17 protein-coding genes and 1 tRNA gene are annotated in these 16,004 nt (G+C 59.4%); 10 read left to right on the forward strand and 8 right to left on the reverse strand.

Annotation, left to right across the window (positions count from 1 at the left end):
- Positions 1–1,308 (reverse strand): inorganic triphosphatase, encoded by a 1,308-nt coding sequence (locus ACRAWE_RS16970; RefSeq protein ID WP_019453077.1) that lies wholly within the window; start codon positions 1,306–1,308, stop codon positions 1–3.
- A gap of 278 nt (positions 1,309–1,586) precedes the next feature.
- On the opposite strand from ACRAWE_RS16970, the gene ACRAWE_RS16975 reads away from it, so the two are divergent.
- Positions 1,587–2,207 (forward strand): TIGR04211 family SH3 domain-containing protein, encoded by a 621-nt coding sequence (locus tag ACRAWE_RS16975; protein ID WP_019453078.1) that lies wholly within the window; start codon positions 1,587–1,589, stop codon positions 2,205–2,207.
- A gap of 122 nt (positions 2,208–2,329) precedes the next feature.
- Positions 2,330–3,574: a multifunctional CCA addition/repair protein gene (locus tag ACRAWE_RS16980; protein ID WP_197667914.1), complete on the forward strand. Its 1,245-nt coding sequence runs from the start codon at positions 2,330–2,332 to the stop codon at positions 3,572–3,574.
- Positions 3,575–3,613: 39 nt separating this feature from the next.
- Here ACRAWE_RS16980 and bacA read toward each other — a convergent pair whose 3' ends face one another.
- On the reverse strand, positions 3,614–4,438 hold the full coding sequence (bacA, locus tag ACRAWE_RS16985; RefSeq protein ID WP_025160107.1) for an undecaprenyl-diphosphate phosphatase: 825 nt from the start codon (positions 4,436–4,438) through the stop codon (positions 3,614–3,616).
- 132 nt (positions 4,439–4,570) lie between these two features.
- The gene (gene folB, locus ACRAWE_RS16990; protein ID WP_019453081.1) at positions 4,571–4,930 is read right to left on the reverse strand and encodes a bifunctional dihydroneopterin aldolase/7,8-dihydroneopterin epimerase; all 360 of its coding nucleotides are present in this window, start codon (positions 4,928–4,930) and stop codon (positions 4,571–4,573) included.
- Between the two features lie 107 nt (positions 4,931–5,037).
- On the opposite strand from folB, the gene plsY reads away from it, so the two are divergent.
- Entirely contained in the window at positions 5,038–5,676 is a 639-nt protein-coding gene (plsY, locus tag ACRAWE_RS16995; RefSeq protein WP_025160108.1) for a glycerol-3-phosphate 1-O-acyltransferase PlsY, read from the forward strand.
- A 29-nt stretch (positions 5,677–5,705) separates the two neighbouring features.
- On the opposite strand, the gene tsaD is transcribed toward plsY, so the two are convergent.
- Entirely contained in the window at positions 5,706–6,719 is a 1,014-nt protein-coding gene (tsaD, locus tag ACRAWE_RS17000) for a tRNA (adenosine(37)-N6)-threonylcarbamoyltransferase complex transferase subunit TsaD (RefSeq protein ID WP_432525641.1), read from the reverse strand.
- Between the two features lie 325 nt (positions 6,720–7,044).
- On the opposite strand from tsaD, the gene rpsU reads away from it, so the two are divergent.
- The 3 genes from rpsU (at position 7,045) to rpoD (ending at position 11,144) form a co-directional block, all read left to right on the forward strand.
- Positions 7,045–7,260 (forward strand): 30S ribosomal protein S21, encoded by a 216-nt coding sequence (rpsU, locus tag ACRAWE_RS17005; protein ID WP_001144069.1) that lies wholly within the window; start codon positions 7,045–7,047, stop codon positions 7,258–7,260.
- Positions 7,261–7,396: 136 nt separating this feature from the next.
- On the forward strand, positions 7,397–9,145 hold the full coding sequence (gene dnaG, locus ACRAWE_RS17010) for a DNA primase (RefSeq protein WP_019453084.1): 1,749 nt from the start codon (positions 7,397–7,399) through the stop codon (positions 9,143–9,145).
- 157 nt (positions 9,146–9,302) lie between these two features.
- Positions 9,303–11,144 (forward strand): RNA polymerase sigma factor RpoD, encoded by a 1,842-nt coding sequence (gene rpoD, locus ACRAWE_RS17015; protein WP_019453085.1) that lies wholly within the window; start codon positions 9,303–9,305, stop codon positions 11,142–11,144.
- Between the two features lie 56 nt (positions 11,145–11,200).
- Here rpoD and ACRAWE_RS17020 read toward each other — a convergent pair whose 3' ends face one another.
- Both ACRAWE_RS17020 and mug read right to left on the reverse strand, forming a co-directional pair.
- Entirely contained in the window at positions 11,201–11,653 is a 453-nt protein-coding gene (locus tag ACRAWE_RS17020; RefSeq protein ID WP_019453086.1) for a nuclear transport factor 2 family protein, read from the reverse strand.
- A 16-nt stretch (positions 11,654–11,669) separates the two neighbouring features.
- Positions 11,670–12,158, reverse strand: coding sequence for a G/U mismatch-specific DNA glycosylase (mug, locus tag ACRAWE_RS17025; RefSeq protein WP_063918720.1), 489 nt, complete (start codon positions 12,156–12,158; stop codon positions 11,670–11,672).
- 146 nt (positions 12,159–12,304) lie between these two features.
- On the opposite strand from mug, the gene ACRAWE_RS17030 reads away from it, so the two are divergent.
- Positions 12,305–12,380: transfer RNA gene (locus ACRAWE_RS17030), tRNA-Ile, on the forward strand.
- Between the two features lie 114 nt (positions 12,381–12,494).
- Here ACRAWE_RS17030 and ACRAWE_RS17035 read toward each other — a convergent pair.
- Positions 12,495–12,899, reverse strand: a complete 405-nt coding sequence (locus ACRAWE_RS17035; protein ID WP_019453088.1) for a winged helix-turn-helix transcriptional regulator — start codon at positions 12,897–12,899, stop codon at positions 12,495–12,497.
- A gap of 96 nt (positions 12,900–12,995) precedes the next feature.
- Here ACRAWE_RS17035 and ACRAWE_RS17040 point away from each other — a divergent pair, with 96 nt between their 5' ends.
- The 3 genes from ACRAWE_RS17040 to aac(6') all read left to right on the forward strand — a co-directional run bounded on the left by ACRAWE_RS17040 (position 12,996) and on the right by aac(6') (position 15,227).
- Positions 12,996–13,604, forward strand: coding sequence for an FMN-dependent NADH-azoreductase (locus tag ACRAWE_RS17040; RefSeq protein WP_432525642.1), 609 nt, complete (start codon positions 12,996–12,998; stop codon positions 13,602–13,604).
- A 141-nt stretch (positions 13,605–13,745) separates the two neighbouring features.
- Positions 13,746–14,648: a pirin family protein gene (locus ACRAWE_RS17045; protein WP_432525643.1), complete on the forward strand. Its 903-nt coding sequence runs from the start codon at positions 13,746–13,748 to the stop codon at positions 14,646–14,648.
- Between the two features lie 138 nt (positions 14,649–14,786).
- Positions 14,787–15,227, forward strand: coding sequence for an aminoglycoside 6'-N-acetyltransferase (gene aac(6') / locus ACRAWE_RS17050; RefSeq protein ID WP_063918717.1), 441 nt, complete (start codon positions 14,787–14,789; stop codon positions 15,225–15,227).
- Here the strand turns inward: aac(6') and ACRAWE_RS17055 are convergent, their stop codons facing one another.
- A complete protein-coding gene (locus tag ACRAWE_RS17055) occupies positions 15,228–15,944 on the reverse strand; it encodes an HPP family protein (RefSeq protein WP_025160111.1) in 717 nt (238 codons plus the stop codon).
- Positions 15,945–16,004 lie beyond the last annotated feature (60 nt).

Raw genomic sequence — 16,004 nt, forward strand, 5'->3', positions numbered from 1 at the left:
TTAACGAAGCGCGCCGTTTAACCAGAATGGCGCATGCGATAAGGCCTGTTTGCGGCTGGCTTCATACCAGCCCTGGCGGCGCTCGCTCAGCGCCGCCTGCAGCTCGCGCCAGGCGTCGATATAAGGCCCGGTCTGCTCGTCGGGGTAGGCGCCCGACAGCAGGATCAGCGCCGCAATCTGACGCGTCAGGCGCGGCAATTGTTCCTGATATTCATCTTCGTTCAGCGTACGGCTGAAGGCTTCTTTCAGCTCGGCGCCGCTGCGTCCCAGCATGATATCGCTGAAGCGTTTGAAAGAACCGTCCAGCTTGGCCTGCGCTTTGGCGTCGATAAACGGCCGCCAGGCGCCGCTCACCAGCCATGATGTGAGTGCCAACTTACATTGTAGATAAGCGGCGCTGTAGCACAGGCTCTCGGGTTGCGCGGCTTTGTCCGCCAACAGCGGTTCGAGCTCGGTCAGGCGGGCGCGCAGATCGGCGCTGGCCTTGCGCGGCACCAGGCCGCCGAAGATCACCAACGCCTGGCGGATCGTGCCGACCGCCTCGATGACCGCAGCGCGCGCCTGCGCATCGCCGCGCAGCCACAGCTCTTCATGATACTGCCAGTGGCTGAGCGCCAGCTCGAAGGCGGCGATCATTCCCAGCTCCACGGTCGCCTTCGCCGCCGGCTTCAGCACCCGCAGCGGGCGCACCTCGCGCGGTGGATTACCCTGCGCCAGATGGTAGCCGCGCGCCGCCTTGCTCAGGCTGCCCTGCCGCAGCCCGCCATGCGCCGCCAGCTCGCCGGCCAACGCCAGCAGATCGGCGGTGTTGCCGTTCAGCAGCTCCAGTTCGATCTCGCTCAGGGCTTCGCTGAGATCGCCGGCGCGCACCTCACCCTGATCCAGGCCAATCTCGATCTCGCTTTGGCCGTAAGTAACCACCCACTTTTCACGAGCGAAGTCGGTACGGAACAGCGGCTGCAACGCCTGTTGCAGCGCCGTGATATCGCAATCCTGCGGCCAGATGTCGGCAGGGAACTGCGCCAACGCCAGCTGCGGCTCGGCGATAGCGACGTTGTATTCCGGGCGCTGATGCAGGCCGGCCACCACTTTACCGGCGGTTTTGATGGTCATTTCATAGCGATCGTCAAAACCGCGAATGCGCAGCCCCATATCGTGACTGCGCAAGAAGTTGTCGGCCGTTTCGAAGTAAATGTTGGTCAGCTTTTGCGGCGCGGAATGCTGATGCGGCCAGGCGGCGAGCCATTGCGGCAACGCGGCCACCGCTTCTGGCGCGGCGATGAATTTCAGTTCAATTTCAACGGTCATAATTCTTTAACACCAATAAGTTACGCATTCACGTCTGTTTCAGCGCGGCGCGCTCGGTCCGCCGCATGCTGCCCAATGACGCACAGTTGCCATTATCTTACCGCGATTTCCGGCGCCTTAACCCTGCTGACTGTAGAAAAAACCTGTTACGTTATAAAACGCTGCGCAACTCACAGAATCAGCCACAGTAAGATAGTTCTCATTCCGGTTTTGGCGTTGCGTCGTCAGACTGAACGCTCTACTATCGTTCCATAAATTCACCCAGAAACGATGAACTAATGCAGAAATTACGCCTGATTTGCCTTGCCGCGCTGAGCTTCAGCATCACTTGGGCCGCACATGCCGAAGATAAACGCTATATCTCCGATGAGTTAAGCACTTACGTCCATAGCGGCCCAGGTAATCAGTACCGTATTGTCGGCACTCTGAACGCCGGTGAAGAAGTCACCCTGCTGAGCGTCAACGACAGCACCAACTACGGCCAAATCCGCGATCCGAAAGGCCGCACCACCTGGATCCCGCTCGATCAGCTCAGCCAGACGCCAAGCCTGCGCACCCGCGTGCCGGAGCTGGAACAACAGGTGAAAACCCTGACCGACAAGCTGGCCAACATCGATAACACCTGGAACCAGCGCACCTCGGAAATGCAGGAAAAAGTCGCGGGCAGCGACAGCACCATCAGCAGCCTGCAGAAGGAAAACCAGGATCTGAAAAACCAGCTGGTGGTCGCGCAGAAGAAGGTGAACGCCGTTAACCTGCAGCTCGACGACAAACAGCGCACCATTATCCTGCAGTGGTTCATGTACGGCGGCGGCGTCGCCGGCGTCGGTTTGCTGCTGGGCCTACTGTTGCCGCACCTGATCCCTCGCCGCAAAAACAACAATCGCTGGATGAACTGATCTCAGTATCGTTCAGTTTGAGTATGGGCGCCTGCGGGCGCCCTTTTCATTGGTGCCGACATCCCACGGCCAATTCATGTAATCTGATAGACAGAGCCTTACACGATATTCAGGAGTCAACAGTGCAGATTTATCTGGTCGGCGGCGCCGTTCGCGACAGCCTGCTCAACATTCCGGTGGTCGATCATGATTGGGTGGTGGTGGGCGCCACGCCGGCAGAGCTGCTGGCGTTGGGTTACCAGCAGGTCGGCAAAGATTTTCCGGTGTTCCTCAATCCCGATACTCACGAGGAGTATGCGCTGGCGCGCACCGAGCGCAAATCCGGCCAGGGATACACCGGCTTTACCTGCTATGCCGCGCCGGACGTGACGCTGGAAGAAGATCTGCTGCGGCGCGATCTGACCCTCAACGCCATCGCCCGTTCCGCCGAGGGGGAGCTGATTGACCCTTATGGCGGCGTGGCCGATCTGCAGGCGCGCGTGCTGCGCCACGTTTCCGACGCTTTCGGCGAAGATCCGCTGCGCGTACTGCGCGTGGCGCGCTTCAATGCCCGCTTCGCCCATCTGGGTTTTCGCATCGCCGACGAAACGCTGGCTTTGATGCGCCAGATGGCGCACAGCGGTGAACTGGCCGCGCTGACCGCCGAACGCGTCTGGAAGGAAACCGAAAAGGCGCTGCAGAGCCAGAGCCCGCAGGTCTATTTTCAGGTCCTGCGCGACTGCGGGGCGCTGGCGGTGCTGTTCCCGGAAATCGACGCGCTGTTCGGCGTGCCGGCCCCCGCCAAGTGGCACCCGGAGATCGATACCGGCGTACATACGCTGATGGCGCTGGCGATCGCCGCCCGCCTCACGCCCGAGGTGGACGTACGCTTCGCCACCCTGTGTCATGACCTCGGCAAGGGCTTGACGCCAAAAGAGTTCTGGCCGCATCACCACGGCCACGGCCCGGCGGGCGTGCGGCTGGTCGAAGCGCTGTGCCAACGGCTGCGGGTGCCCAACCCGGTGCGCGATCTGAGCAAGCTGGTGGCGGAGTACCATGATTTGATCCACACCGTGAACAAGCTGCGGCCGGAGACCCTGTTGAAGTTGTTCGACGCCATCGACGTCTGGCGCAAGCCGCAGCGGCTGGAGCAGATGATCCTGACCAGCGAAGCGGACGCGCGCGGCCGCACCGGCTTTGAGGAGAACCCTTATCCGCAGGGCGACTATCTGCGCCAGGCGTATCAGGTAGCGAACGCGGTATCGATCAAAGAGGTGGTGGCCAGCGGGCTGCAGGGTACCGCGATCCGCGACGAGCTCAAACGCCGCCGCCAACAGGCGCTGGCCGAGTGGAAGCGCAGCCAAACCATCATCAACGATCAGGCATAAAAAAACCCCGCTGAGCGGGGTTTTTCCTGGCATAGAGGCTTACAGGAACACCATGTAAACCACGGCCGCCACGATAAAACGGTAGATGGCGAACGGCACAAACGAGATGCGTTTGATCAGCGACAGGAAGGTCTTGATCGCAATCAGCGCCACCACGAAGGCGGTGATGAAACCGACGGCGAACATCGGCAGATCGCCCCAGGTCAGGAAGTGCAGGCTCTTGTACAGATCCAGGCCGCTGGCGCCGATCATCATCGGCACCGCCAGGATGAAGGAGAACTCGGAGGCCGCATAGCGGTTCACACCCACCAGCATGCCGCCGGCGATGGTGGAACCCGAACGGGAGAAGCCCGGCCACAGCGCCAGACACTGGAAGCAGCCGATCATGAACGCCTGGCGGTAGGTGATGTCATCCAGCCCTTCCGCGCTCGGTTTCTTCGGCTTCAACCATTCCGCCGCCAGCAGCAGCAGGCCGCCGACCACCAACGCGTACATCACGTTTTTCGGCGCAAACAGCGACTTGATGAAATCATGGAAGGCCAGGCCCAGCACCACCGCCGGGATCATCGCCAGCAGGATGTGCCCCAGCTTCAGCTGACCGCTGGTTTTGCCTTCATGCTCCACCGGCTTGCCGCCGAAATGAATGCCGATCAGGCCGAACAACCGGCGCCAGAACATCACCACCACGGCCAGGATTGACCCCAGCTGGATAATGACTTCAAAGGTTTTGGCTTTGTCGCCGGTAAAGCCCAGCCACTCGCCGACGATGATCATATGCCCGGTGGAAGACACCGGCAGAAACTCGGTTAATCCCTCGACGACCCCAAGAACAAACGCAATAAACAATGAATGCATGTCTGCCATGTGCTTCGCTCACCCCATAAAATAACGGCTATCACATAAAAAAGCGGCAATGTTTAAAGACAATGCCGCTAAAACAATTCTCAGGATTAAGACCAGGTTAACGGCCTTTCGTTGCAAGCAAATGACATAAAATCATGCGGGACGAGTGCCGCGCTCAATGATCACGCCGACCCGGCTGGCATGTGCTACAGCGCCCGGTTTGCTGACCTTAATACGGACCCAGGGGGAATTGAAGCGCTGAAGCAAAATTTCAGATATTTCCTCCGCCACTCGTTCCACCAGCGCAAAACGGTTCGACTCCACGTGCTGGATCACGGCGTCGCTGACGTCGGCATAGCTCAGACAGTCAGTTACGTCGTCGCTGGCGGCGGCCGGTCGGTTATCCCAGCCCATTTCGATATCGAACACCAGCTTCTGACGAATGCCCTGTTCCCACTCATAAACGCCAATGGTGGTAATTACGGTAAGCTCTTCAATAAATACGATATCCATCACGTCATTCTCTGTTTTTGGCCTTGCCGGATACCACTTCCAGCGGAATGTGCGTATTATCCATAGATGTTGCGAGTAAAACGACCATTATTAAACGGAACCGCGTTATGAGTGCTACCGCGCTTGGCATGATTATCTTCGCGTATCTGTGCGGCTCGATTTCCAGTGCGATCCTGGTTTGCCGGATCGCCAGGCTGCCGGATCCGCGTGAGCATGGCTCAGGAAATCCCGGGGCGACCAACGTCCTGCGCATCGGCGGCCGGCTGGCGGCGGCGGCGGTGCTGGTGTTCGATATTCTGAAAGGGATGTTGCCGGTCTGGCTGGCCTACAAACTCGATGTGCCGCCGCTGTACCTCGGCCTGACGGCGATCGCCGCCTGTCTGGGGCACATCTATCCGGTGTTCTTCCACTTCCGCGGCGGCAAAGGCGTGGCGACGGCGTTTGGCGCCATCGCGCCTATCGGCTGGGATCTGACCGGCCTGATGACCGGCACCTGGCTGCTGACGGTGCTGCTCAGCGGCTACTCTTCGCTCGGCGCCATCGTCAGCGCGCTGATCGCCCCGTTCTACGTCTGGTGGTTCAAACCGCAGTTCACCTTCCCGGTGGCGATGCTCTCCTGTCTGATCCTGATGCGGCATCACGACAATATTCAGCGCCTGTGGCGCGGGCAGGAAGGCAAGATTTGGGGCAAGTTCCGCAAGAAGAAAAACGCGGCGGATAACGGCGACCAGCCGAAAGACGAATAGCAGAAGGGCCGGATGATCCGGCCCTTTTTTTATACCGCAGGCAGTTCCGCCAGCGGCCAGCGCGGCCGCACCGAAACGCTCAGCTCCGGGTTGGCGCCGCTCTTCAGGCGCACCATGCCGGCATAGGCGATCATCGCGCCGTTGTCGGTGCAAAATTCCGGACGGGCATAGAACACTTCCCCGCCGCGCTTGTGCATCATCTCCGCCAGTTTGGCGCGCAGCGTGCGGTTTGCGCTCACGCCGCCGGCCATCACCAACCGTTTGAAACCGGTCTGCTCCAGCGCGCGTTTGCATTTGATCGCCAACGTATCCACCACCGCATCCTCGAAGGCGCGGGCGATGTCGGCGCGCGTCTGATCGTCGTCGCCGTTGGAGCGAATGGTGTTGGCGGCGAAGGTTTTCAGGCCGGAGAAGCTGAAGTCCAGCCCAGGGCGATCGGTCATCGGCCGCGGGAATGTGAAACGCCCCGCCGTGCCCTGCTGCGCCATCTTCGACAGCATCGGCCCGCCGGGGTAATCCAGGCCGAGCAGCTTGGCGGTTTTGTCGAACGCTTCGCCGGCGGCGTCGTCGATCGATTCGCCCAGGAGTTCATACTCACCGATGCCGGTGACGCCGATCAGCTGAGTGTGGCCGCCGGAGACCAGCAGCGCGACGAACGGAAACGCCGGCGGGTTATCTTCCAGCATCGGCGCCAGCAGGTGGCCTTCCATATGGTGCACCGGCACCGCCGGCACGTTCCAGGCGAACGCCAGCGCGCGCCCGACGGTAGCGCCGACCAGCAGCGCCCCCACCAGGCCCGGCCCGGCGGTATAAGCCACGCCGTCGATGTCGGCCGGGGTCAGGTTGGCCTCTTTCAGCGCCGCCTGAATCAGCGGCACGGTTTTGCGCACGTGATCGCGGGAAGCCAGTTCCGGCACCACGCCGCCGTAGTCGGCGTGCAGCTTCACCTGGCTGTATAATTGGTTGGCCAACAAACCGGTTTGATCGTCATACACTGCAATTCCGGTTTCATCGCAGGACGTTTCTATACCCAGTACTCGCATTACATTTCCCATCATTCACGTGCGGCCGCCAGTCTACCACATTCCGCCGCATTTACCGCCGGCGCAGCGCATCTTGTCACCGGCTCGCGCCTATGTCGATGATTCATCCAGAAAATGCCCGCGCGATTAAACACGAGCATTTTTTTCTGATTAGTCTATAATCAGCGCCCGGTGCAAAATTGCGCACGTTGCGGCAGAGCGACGCGGGTTTCAATTTGCGGTGATGCTTTACAAAGCAGCATCCATTGGAGTAAAATTCCGCACCATTTTGAAAAGGCTGGCGCTTGGCCAGCAGCAAACCGAATTTTATTGAGGTGAGAGGCACATGCCGGTAATTAAAGTACGTGAAAACGAGCCATTTGACGTTGCTCTGCGTCGTTTCAAACGCTCTTGCGAAAAAGCGGGTGTTTTAGCTGAAGTTCGTCGTCGTGAGTTTTATGAAAAACCAACTACCGAACGTAAACGCGCTAAAGCTTCTGCTGTGAAACGTCACGCGAAGAAACTGGCTCGCGAAAACGCACGCCGCACTCGTCTGTATTAATTCTTCGGGGGCAACCCCACCGCGTGAATTTCTGATTTTCAAAATCGCGCAGACCGAGTAGTTGCATACGAAGGCCGTGCTTTCCGAAAGGAATGCGCGGCTTGTTCTCGTTTATAGGCTAATGAAGTAAGGGCTTATGGCTGGACGAATTCCGCGCGTATTTATCAATGACTTGCTGGCTCGCACCGACATCGTCGATTTGATCGACGCCCGCGTGAAGCTCAAGAAGCAAGGCAAGAACTACCACGCGTGCTGTCCGTTCCACCACGAAAAGACGCCTTCATTTACCGTTAATGGCGAAAAGCAGTTTTATCACTGTTTTGGATGTGGTGCGCACGGCAACGCCGTCGACTTTTTGATGAATTACGACCGACTCGAGTTTGTCGAAACCATCGAAGAGCTGGCGACCATGCACGGGCTGGAAGTGCCTTACGAAGCAGGCACCGGGCCAACCCAGATCGAACGCCATCAGCGCCAGAGCCTGTACCAACTGATGGAACAGCTCAGCGCGTTCTATCAACAGTCACTGCAGCAGTCCTCCGGGGCGCCGGCGCGCAACTATTTGCAGCAGCGCGGATTAAGTGACGACGTTATTCGCCATTTCGCCATCGGCTTCGCGCCGGCGGGATGGGACAACGCCCTGAAGCGTTTCGGCCGCGACGCCGACTCGCGCCGCGCATTGAACGATGCCGGCATGCTGGTGACTAACGATCAGGGGCGTTCGTACGACCGTTTCCGCGAACGGGTGATGTTCCCCATCCGCGACAAGCGCGGGCGCGTGATCGCCTTCGGCGGCCGCGTATTGGGCGACGGCATGCCGAAGTACCTGAACTCGCCGGAAACCGAAGTTTTCCATAAGGGCCGCCAGCTGTACGGCCTGTATGAAGCACAGCAGAACCACCCTACCCTGCAGCGGCTGCTGGTGGTGGAAGGGTATATGGACGTGGTGGCGTTGGCGCAATTCGGCATCGATTATGCCGTCGCCTCGCTCGGAACCTCGACGACAGCTGAACACATTCAGCTGCTGTTCCGCGCCACCGACAACGTCGTCTGCTGTTACGACGGCGACCGCGCCGGCCGTGAAGCGGCCTGGCGAGCGCTGGAAACCGCGCTGCCGTACCTGAACGACGGGCGCCAGCTGCGGTTCATGTTTTTGCCCGACGGCGAAGACCCGGACACGCTGGTGCGCAAAGAAGGCAAAGAAGCCTTCGAACAGCGAATGGAGCAGGCGCAACCGCTGTCCACGTTCCTGTTCGAAAGCCTGCTACCGCAGGTGGATCTGAGCAGCCCGGACGGGCGCGCCAAGCTGAGCACGCTGGCGCTGCCGCTGATTACTCAGGTGCCGGGCGAAACGTTGCGCTTGTACCTGCGTCAGGAGCTCGGCAACAAGCTGGGGCTGCTGGACGACAGCCAGCTCGACAAGCTGATGCCCAAGCAGGCTGAAAATGCGAATCCTTATCAGGCGCCCCAGCTAAAACGCACAACCATGCGTATACTGATAGGGTTACTGGTGCAAAATCCGCAGTTGGCTACACTTATCCCTTCGCTGGAAGGGTTGGAGCAGACCAAACAGGCGGGATTGCCGCTGTTCGTCGAACTGGTGCAGACCTGTTTGGCGCAGCCGGGCCTGACTACCGGGCAATTGCTGGAGCTGTATCGCGACAACAAATTCAGCCAGCAGCTTGAAACCTTGGCGACATGGAACCATATGATCGTTGAGGACATGGTCGAACAGACCTTTTTGGATACGTTGGCCAGCCTGTACGACTCGGTGCTCGAGCAACGGCTGGAAACGCTGATCGCCCAGGCCAGAACGCGCGGCCTGAGCCCGGAGGAACGTGAAGAAGTCCGTTCTCTCAACCAGGTTTTAGCGAAGAAAAACTGAATACCAAACGGCTTAAGTGCCGATAATTGCGAGGGCAGAGCCCTGCACAGTGCCGCCATAGTGGGCCGCGGCGATAACGAAAACGCCCCAAATGCTATTGTTGGCGGTTTCGCCGACCGACACCAACCTAAATACTCTGAAGTGTGGATACCGTCTTATGGAGCAAAACCCGCAGTCACAGCTGAAGCTACTTGTCACCCGTGGTAAGGAGCAAGGCTATCTGACCTATGCTGAGGTCAATGACCATCTGCCGGAAGATATCGTCGACTCCGATCAGATCGAAGACATCATCCAGATGATTAACGACATGGGCATCCAGGTGATGGAAGAAGCACCGGACGCCGATGACCTGCTGCTCGCCGAAAACTCGAACAGCACGGACGAAGATGCGGAAGAAGCCGCCGCACAGGTTCTGTCCAGCGTGGAATCCGAAATCGGCCGCACCACCGACCCGGTGCGCATGTACATGCGCGAAATGGGTACCGTCGAACTGCTGACGCGCGAAGGCGAAATCGACATCGCCAAGCGCATCGAAGACGGCATCAACCAGGTTCAGTGCTCGGTTGCCGAATACCCGGAAGCCATCACCTATCTGCTTGAGCAGTACGATCGTGTCGAAGCGGGCGAAGCGCGCCTGTCCGACCTGATCACCGGCTTCGTCGATCCTAACGCGGAAGAGGACATCGCCCCAACCGCCACCCACATCGGTTCTGAACTGTCGAGCGAAGAGCAAGACGACGACGACGAAGATGAGGACGCCGAAGACGACGATACCGAAGACGACAACAGCATCGATCCTGAGCTGGCGCGTCAGAAGTTCGCCGAGCTGCGCGATCAGTACGAAGCAACCCGTCAGATGATCAAGAAAAACGGCCGCAGCCATGCCAGCGCCGCGGACGAGATCCTGAAGCTGTCTGAAGTGTTCAAGCAGTTCCGCCTGGTGCCGAAACAGTTCGACTTCCTGGTCAACAGCATGCGCACCATGATGGACCGCGTTCGCACCCAGGAACGCATCATCATGAAGCTGTGCGTTGAACAGTGCAAAATGCCGAAGAAAAACTTCGTCACCCTGTTCGCCGGCAACGAAACCAGCGATTCCTGGTTTGAAGCCGCGCTGGCGATGGCCAAGCCATGGTCGGAAAAGCTGAAAGACGTTGCTGAAGACGTGCAGCGCAGCCTGCAGAAACTGCGTCAGATCGAAGAAGAAACCGGCCTGACCATCGAGCAGGTCAAAGACATCAACCGTCGCATGTCGATCGGTGAAGCGAAAGCTCGCCGCGCGAAGAAAGAGATGGTTGAGGCCAACCTGCGTCTGGTTATTTCTATCGCCAAGAAATACACCAACCGCGGCCTGCAGTTCCTGGATCTGATCCAGGAAGGCAACATCGGCCTGATGAAAGCGGTAGACAAGTTCGAATACCGCCGCGGTTACAAGTTCTCGACGTACGCCACCTGGTGGATCCGTCAGGCTATCACCCGCTCCATCGCCGACCAGGCACGCACCATCCGTATTCCGGTGCATATGATTGAGACCATCAACAAGCTCAACCGTATTTCGCGCCAGATGCTGCAAGAGATGGGCCGCGAGCCGACGCCGGAAGAGCTGGCCGAGCGCATGCTGATGCCGGAAGACAAGATCCGCAAGGTGCTGAAGATCGCCAAAGAGCCAATCTCGATGGAAACACCGATCGGCGACGACGAAGATTCGCATCTGGGCGACTTCATCGAGGATACCACCCTCGAGCTGCCGCTGGACTCCGCGACCTCGGAAAGCCTGCGTTCCGCCACCCACGACGTGCTGGCCGGCCTGACCGCGCGCGAAGCGAAAGTGCTGCGCATGCGTTTCGGTATCGACATGAACACCGACCACACGCTGGAAGAGGTAGGCAAGCAGTTTGACGTTACCCGTGAGCGTATTCGTCAGATCGAAGCCAAGGCGCTGCGCAAGCTGCGTCACCCAAGCCGCTCCGAAGTGTTGCGCAGCTTCCTGGACGACTAAGTCCGGCTGCCGCATCAAAAACAAAAAACCCCGGCCTGCCGGGGTTTTTTTATGCCTCAGAACATGCTGTTGCCACTGGCGGTCTTCTCCGGCACCGGCTGCGTCACGTCCCAGTGCTCGACGATTTTTCCGGCGCTGTCGAGACGGAAGATATCGACGATCGCCGCCGTCTTGCCGGCCTCGCGTCCGCTGACCTCCACATGCAGGATCACGTAGTCGCCGTCGACGAACGCCTGTTTAATCTCGCTGTGCGAGTTGGGGTAACGCGTTTTCAGCAGCTCGACAAATTGACGAAATCCCTCCACGCCGTCTTGGGCATTGGGGTTATGCTGCTTGTACTGCTCACCCAAAAACGGCCGCGCCGCCGCAAAATCCTTGTTGTTGAGCCCCTGCCGATAAAACTCCAGCACGTTCTGCTGGTTGCGCACTTCCTGCGGCGAATGCCCCGCCTGCGCGGCGCCGGTCACCAACAGCAGCGCCATCAAACAGCCTTTCATCATCGATGTCATCGCACACTCCCTTATGTCATTGCAGCGCCAGGAACAGCTCACGATAGCTGGCGGTAAGCTGCTCCAGCGTGGCGCGGTTCAATCCGCTGGGGTTGGGCAATACCCACACCTCGGTTTCCCCCAGCATCATCACCTGCTTGCCCCAGGGCGCGTTTTTCACCTCGAAGGCGGTGGTGAACGCCTGCTTGCCCAGAATCGCCAGCGCACGCGGCTGATAGCGCAGGATCTTCTCTTGCAGCGCCTCGCCACCGCTGCGCAGCTCATCGCGCGACAGCTCGCTGGCTGCCACCGTCGGGCGCGCCACCAGTGCGGTAATGCCGCAGCCGTTGTCCTTCAGCTGTTGCCACTGCTCCGGCGCCAGCTGGCTCGCGGTAAAGCCGGCCTGATGGATCACCTTCCAGAAGCGGTTGCTGCCGTTGGCGAAAGGATAGCCCTGATGGGCGGAAGAAAGGCCGGGATTGATGCCGCAAAACACCACCCGCAGGTTGGGCGCCAGAAGTTCCATGAGTATCGTGAGTCCATTGCAGGGATTTACTGCGGTTATCGCAAAATCCGCCAGCAATTACAACAGGCTAGAACTGCGCAGAAAAGCAACATACGGGCGGGTAACAGTAGACCGATGCTTAAGGATTCCCTATAATCTCGCGGCTTGGCCCCTTAGCTCAGTGGTTAGAGCAGGCGACTCATAATCGCTTGGTCGTTGGTTCAAACCCAACAGGGGCCACCAAATTATCAAGGGGTTACGTTCACAGCGTAGCCCCTTAGTTTTTTCTGCGGCGCAACCAGGCATTCGCCCCTTTTGGCAACCGAACGCAAATTTCATTCGCCTCCCTGCAGCCTCTTACCGTGACTTAGCATCGTCACAAGCCTCTCGGTTTTGCTCATCGAATGCGGTTCTGGCCGCATCAATGTCGGCAATATGTTCATTCGCCCAGGTTCCCAGCGCGATGACCGGCACCGTCAATGAGCAACCGAGCGGCGTCAATTCATATTCGACATGCGGCGGCATGACGGCAATAACCGTCCGCTTGACCAATCCGTCCCGCTCCATACTGCGCAGGCACAGCGTCAACATCCGCTGAGATATCCCATTGATTGTACGTTTTATTTCAGTAAATCTGCGCGGCCCGTTCGCCAAGAACATAATGATCAGGACACTCCATTTTTCACCAACGCGCGCCAATACCTGACTGATCTTTTGGCAGTCAGCATGTCTTAAATCTCGAGGTTGATTAGTCACATTCATGATACCGGGTTCTCCTAATGTGCCTTATTGTCTGCCATTTTAGGACATGGTTATATTGTTATCCCTAGTTACCATTTTATACCTAAGGATCTCTCTATGACACTGCTTCATGTCGACTCCAGCATTCTCAACGAGCAGTCGGTTAGCCGCCAGCTCACGGCGGCGATCGTCAAACATCTGTCTGCGGCTAAGCCAGACGCCAGGCTCATTCATACCGACCTTGCCGCCGACCCGATTAACCACCTTTCCAGCGCCGAATTTCTGGCCCTGCAGGGCGTGGAACCTCAAGACGAGCACGTCAAACAGGCCGTTGTCCGTAACGCCAAACTCGTCGACGACTTCCTTGCCGCCGATATCATCATCGTCGGCGCCCCTATGTATAACTTCACGCTGCCTACTCAGCTGCGCGCCTGGCTTGATCGGCTCGCGGTACCCGGCAAGACGTTCCGCTACGCGGAAAACGGCGCGGAAGGGCTGGCCAAGGACAAACGCGTTATCGTTGCCTCCACCCGCGGCGGTCTGTATGGCGAAGGCGCGCCGTCGGCCTTTCTCGACCATCAGGAAACCTATCTGCGCAGCTTCTTCGGTTTCCTTGGCATTACGGACATCACCTTCATTCGAGCTGAGGGACTGGCGCTCGGCCCGGAAAATCGCACGGCCGCCATCGACGCGGCGGTGTCTCAGGTTGGCAGCCTGACCGCTTGAGCTTCGGCCAATTCGGAACAGCACTGTCATGTTGACGACTCAGCCTCATTTTCGGGGCTGAGCACTGGGCATACGGCCCAGCGCCATATTGCTCCCCAACAACCATTTGCACCAGACCGGCAACCCGCAGGAGCCACCATCATGAACGCCATGTTTTCCACACCACGTTCCCCCAGCTCACGACGTATTGCGCAGCGCACTCGCGGCCACGGGCAGGGCCCGATAACCCGACTGATGAGCCCGTCCGACCTGGGCCAGGTGATTAAACCTTTCGTCTTCCTCGATCTGTTCGATGCGGATCAGCGCACCATGGCAATGCTGGCCAACATGCCGCTGCATCCGCATTCAGGCATAGCCACCGTGACCGTGCCGCTCGAAGGCGCTTTTCACTACGAAGATCCCGCCAGTGGCACTGTCGGGACGCTCGGCTATGGCGCGGTAGAGTGGGCGCGTGCCGGCGGTGGGATGTGGCACGGCAAAGAATTGTCCGCCACGGATACGCCGCGCATCCGAGGATTCCAGCTCTGGTTGGCCCTGCCCGCCGAGCTGGAGAACGGTGAACAGGAAAGCCGTTATATCGAAGCCCGGAACATGCGCCAAATCGGGCCGGCGCATATCATCGTCGGCAACCATGAAGGCGTGCAAAGCCCGGTGCCCGCGCACGAAGACATCAATTATTTGCTCGTCACCCTCAAACCCGGCGAAAGCTGGACTTACCTCCCGCCAGCCAAGCATTCAGTCGGCTGGCTCGCGCTGGCCAAAGGCCGGCTCAGCGCAGACGCGCCTATCAACGCGGGCGAGATGGTGGTATTCGAACCGGGGGAAATGCCCATAGAGCTCGAAGCATCCGGCAATGAAGATGCCGTATTCGTTCTCGGCTCAGCCGTGCCTCACCCGTATCCGCTGCACCTCGGTTCCTATTCGGTACATACCTCAGCATCCGCGCTGGAAGCCGGCGAACGTCGCATCGCCGAACTGGGGCGCAGACTTAAAGAGGCCGGCGAGCGGCGTACGGCCTCGGGCACGATCCCCATCTTCCGATGACGTTGATGATGGGATCACAATCTGCGACGAACGATCCAGGGCAGGCTAATCTCATGCGCCGACGTATCCGGCCGCTCGCTGGCGGCGCAACGTGATATTATCGCCCCACTCCCTTCAGTTGCCGAATAAGGATCCCGCATGATCGTCATCTGCGACCACGACAACCTCGACGCCTGGCTGGCGCTGCGCGCGGCGCTGTGGCCATCCAGCTCGCCTGAAGAGCACCGCGCGGAGATGCGCGAAATATTGGCTTCGCCGCACCACACCGCGTTTATGGCGCGGGGGCTGGACGGCGCTTTCATCGGCTTTGCCGAAGTGGCGCTACGCTACGATTACGTCAACGGCTGCGAGTCATCGCCGGTGGCGTTTCTGGAAGGGATCTATACCGTCGAACGCGCCCGCCGCCAGGGCTGGGCCACGCGATTGATCGCACAGGTGCAGGAATGGGCCAAGCAGCAAGGCTGCAGCGAGCTGGCATCGGATACCGATATCGCCAATCTGGACTCCCAGCGCCTGCATGCCGCGCTGGGCTTTGCCGAAACGGAACGAGTGGTGTTTTACCGCAAAACGCTGGGCTGATCAGGCGGTCCTGCTTTGCCGCTGATGCGCCAGCTGCTCGGCGCGCAGCAGGATCTCCTGCAGATCGTCCTCATCGATATCGAACAGATCCCCCTCCATCAACGCCTCGTGCAGATCGGCGCGGGTGATGGAAACCGCATCGATCGGCAGATTGGCCGGTTTGGCCTCCGCCGGCGCCAGCGCGTGCGGATAGCGGCGCCCGGCCAGGTTATTGAACAGAATGGCCAGCGCCGCCAGCAGCACCGAATTCAGCAACACCGGGTACAACACGAAGTGGTAGCCCATCTGATGAATGCCGGGGCCGCCGAGGATAGCGGTCAGCGCCACCGCTCCGCCCGGCGGATGCAGGCAGCGCAGCTTGAACATCAGGCCGATGGCCACCGCCGCCGCCACGCCGCAGGCCAGGCCCGGATCGGGGATCAGCAGGCCGGCGCTGACGCCCACCGTCGCCGCCAGCGCATTGCCGCCGACGATCGACCAGGGCTGCGCCAGCGGGCTGTTGGGCACGCCGAACAGCAACACCGCCGAAGCGCCCATCGGCGCGATAAACCACAGGTTCACCTCACCCAAAATAAAGTGGCTGATCCAGCCGGCGAGCATCAACCCCAAACCGGCACCAACGCTGGAAATCAGCATTTCTCGCTTGCCCACCGCCAGCGGATGCGGCCACAGGCGCGCGCATCCCACTTTCACTCGTTCTATCCACTGCGTCTTCATGTTACCCGGTACGACTCAATTCACTTGTTGGCAACAAATATATCACATCGCGCCAGCGCC

This window comes from Serratia sp. BFP-2025 (assembly GCF_050880365.1).
Classification (GTDB): domain Bacteria; phylum Pseudomonadota; class Gammaproteobacteria; order Enterobacterales; family Enterobacteriaceae; genus Serratia; species Serratia surfactantfaciens.

Excerpts from the sequence above, each read along its gene's own strand:
- ACRAWE_RS16970 (WP_019453077.1), bottom strand. The coding sequence starts at position 1,308 with ATGACCGTTGAAATTGAACTGAAATTCATCGCCGCGCCAGAAGCGGTG.
- ACRAWE_RS16975 (WP_019453078.1), top strand. The coding sequence starts at position 1,587 with ATGCAGAAATTACGCCTGATTTGCCTTGCCGCGCTGAGCTTCAGCATC.
- bacA (WP_025160107.1), bottom strand. The coding sequence starts at position 4,438 with ATGGCAGACATGCATTCATTGTTTATTGCGTTTGTTCTTGGGGTCGTC.
- folB (WP_019453081.1), bottom strand. The coding sequence starts at position 4,930 with ATGGATATCGTATTTATTGAAGAGCTTACCGTAATTACCACCATTGGC.
- plsY (WP_025160108.1), top strand. The coding sequence starts at position 5,038 with ATGAGTGCTACCGCGCTTGGCATGATTATCTTCGCGTATCTGTGCGGC.
- tsaD (WP_432525641.1), bottom strand. The coding sequence starts at position 6,719 with ATGCGAGTACTGGGTATAGAAACGTCCTGCGATGAAACCGGAATTGCA.
- rpsU (WP_001144069.1), top strand. The coding sequence starts at position 7,045 with ATGCCGGTAATTAAAGTACGTGAAAACGAGCCATTTGACGTTGCTCTG.
- dnaG (WP_019453084.1), top strand. The coding sequence starts at position 7,397 with ATGGCTGGACGAATTCCGCGCGTATTTATCAATGACTTGCTGGCTCGC.
- rpoD (WP_019453085.1), top strand. The coding sequence starts at position 9,303 with ATGGAGCAAAACCCGCAGTCACAGCTGAAGCTACTTGTCACCCGTGGT.
- ACRAWE_RS17020 (WP_019453086.1), bottom strand. The coding sequence starts at position 11,653 with ATGACATCGATGATGAAAGGCTGTTTGATGGCGCTGCTGTTGGTGACC.
- mug (WP_063918720.1), bottom strand. The coding sequence starts at position 12,158 with ATGGAACTTCTGGCGCCCAACCTGCGGGTGGTGTTTTGCGGCATCAAT.
- ACRAWE_RS17035 (WP_019453088.1), bottom strand. The coding sequence starts at position 12,899 with ATGAATGTGACTAATCAACCTCGAGATTTAAGACATGCTGACTGCCAA.
- ACRAWE_RS17040 (WP_432525642.1), top strand. The coding sequence starts at position 12,996 with ATGACACTGCTTCATGTCGACTCCAGCATTCTCAACGAGCAGTCGGTT.
- ACRAWE_RS17045 (WP_432525643.1), top strand. The coding sequence starts at position 13,746 with ATGAACGCCATGTTTTCCACACCACGTTCCCCCAGCTCACGACGTATT.
- ACRAWE_RS17055 (WP_025160111.1), bottom strand. The coding sequence starts at position 15,944 with ATGAAGACGCAGTGGATAGAACGAGTGAAAGTGGGATGCGCGCGCCTG.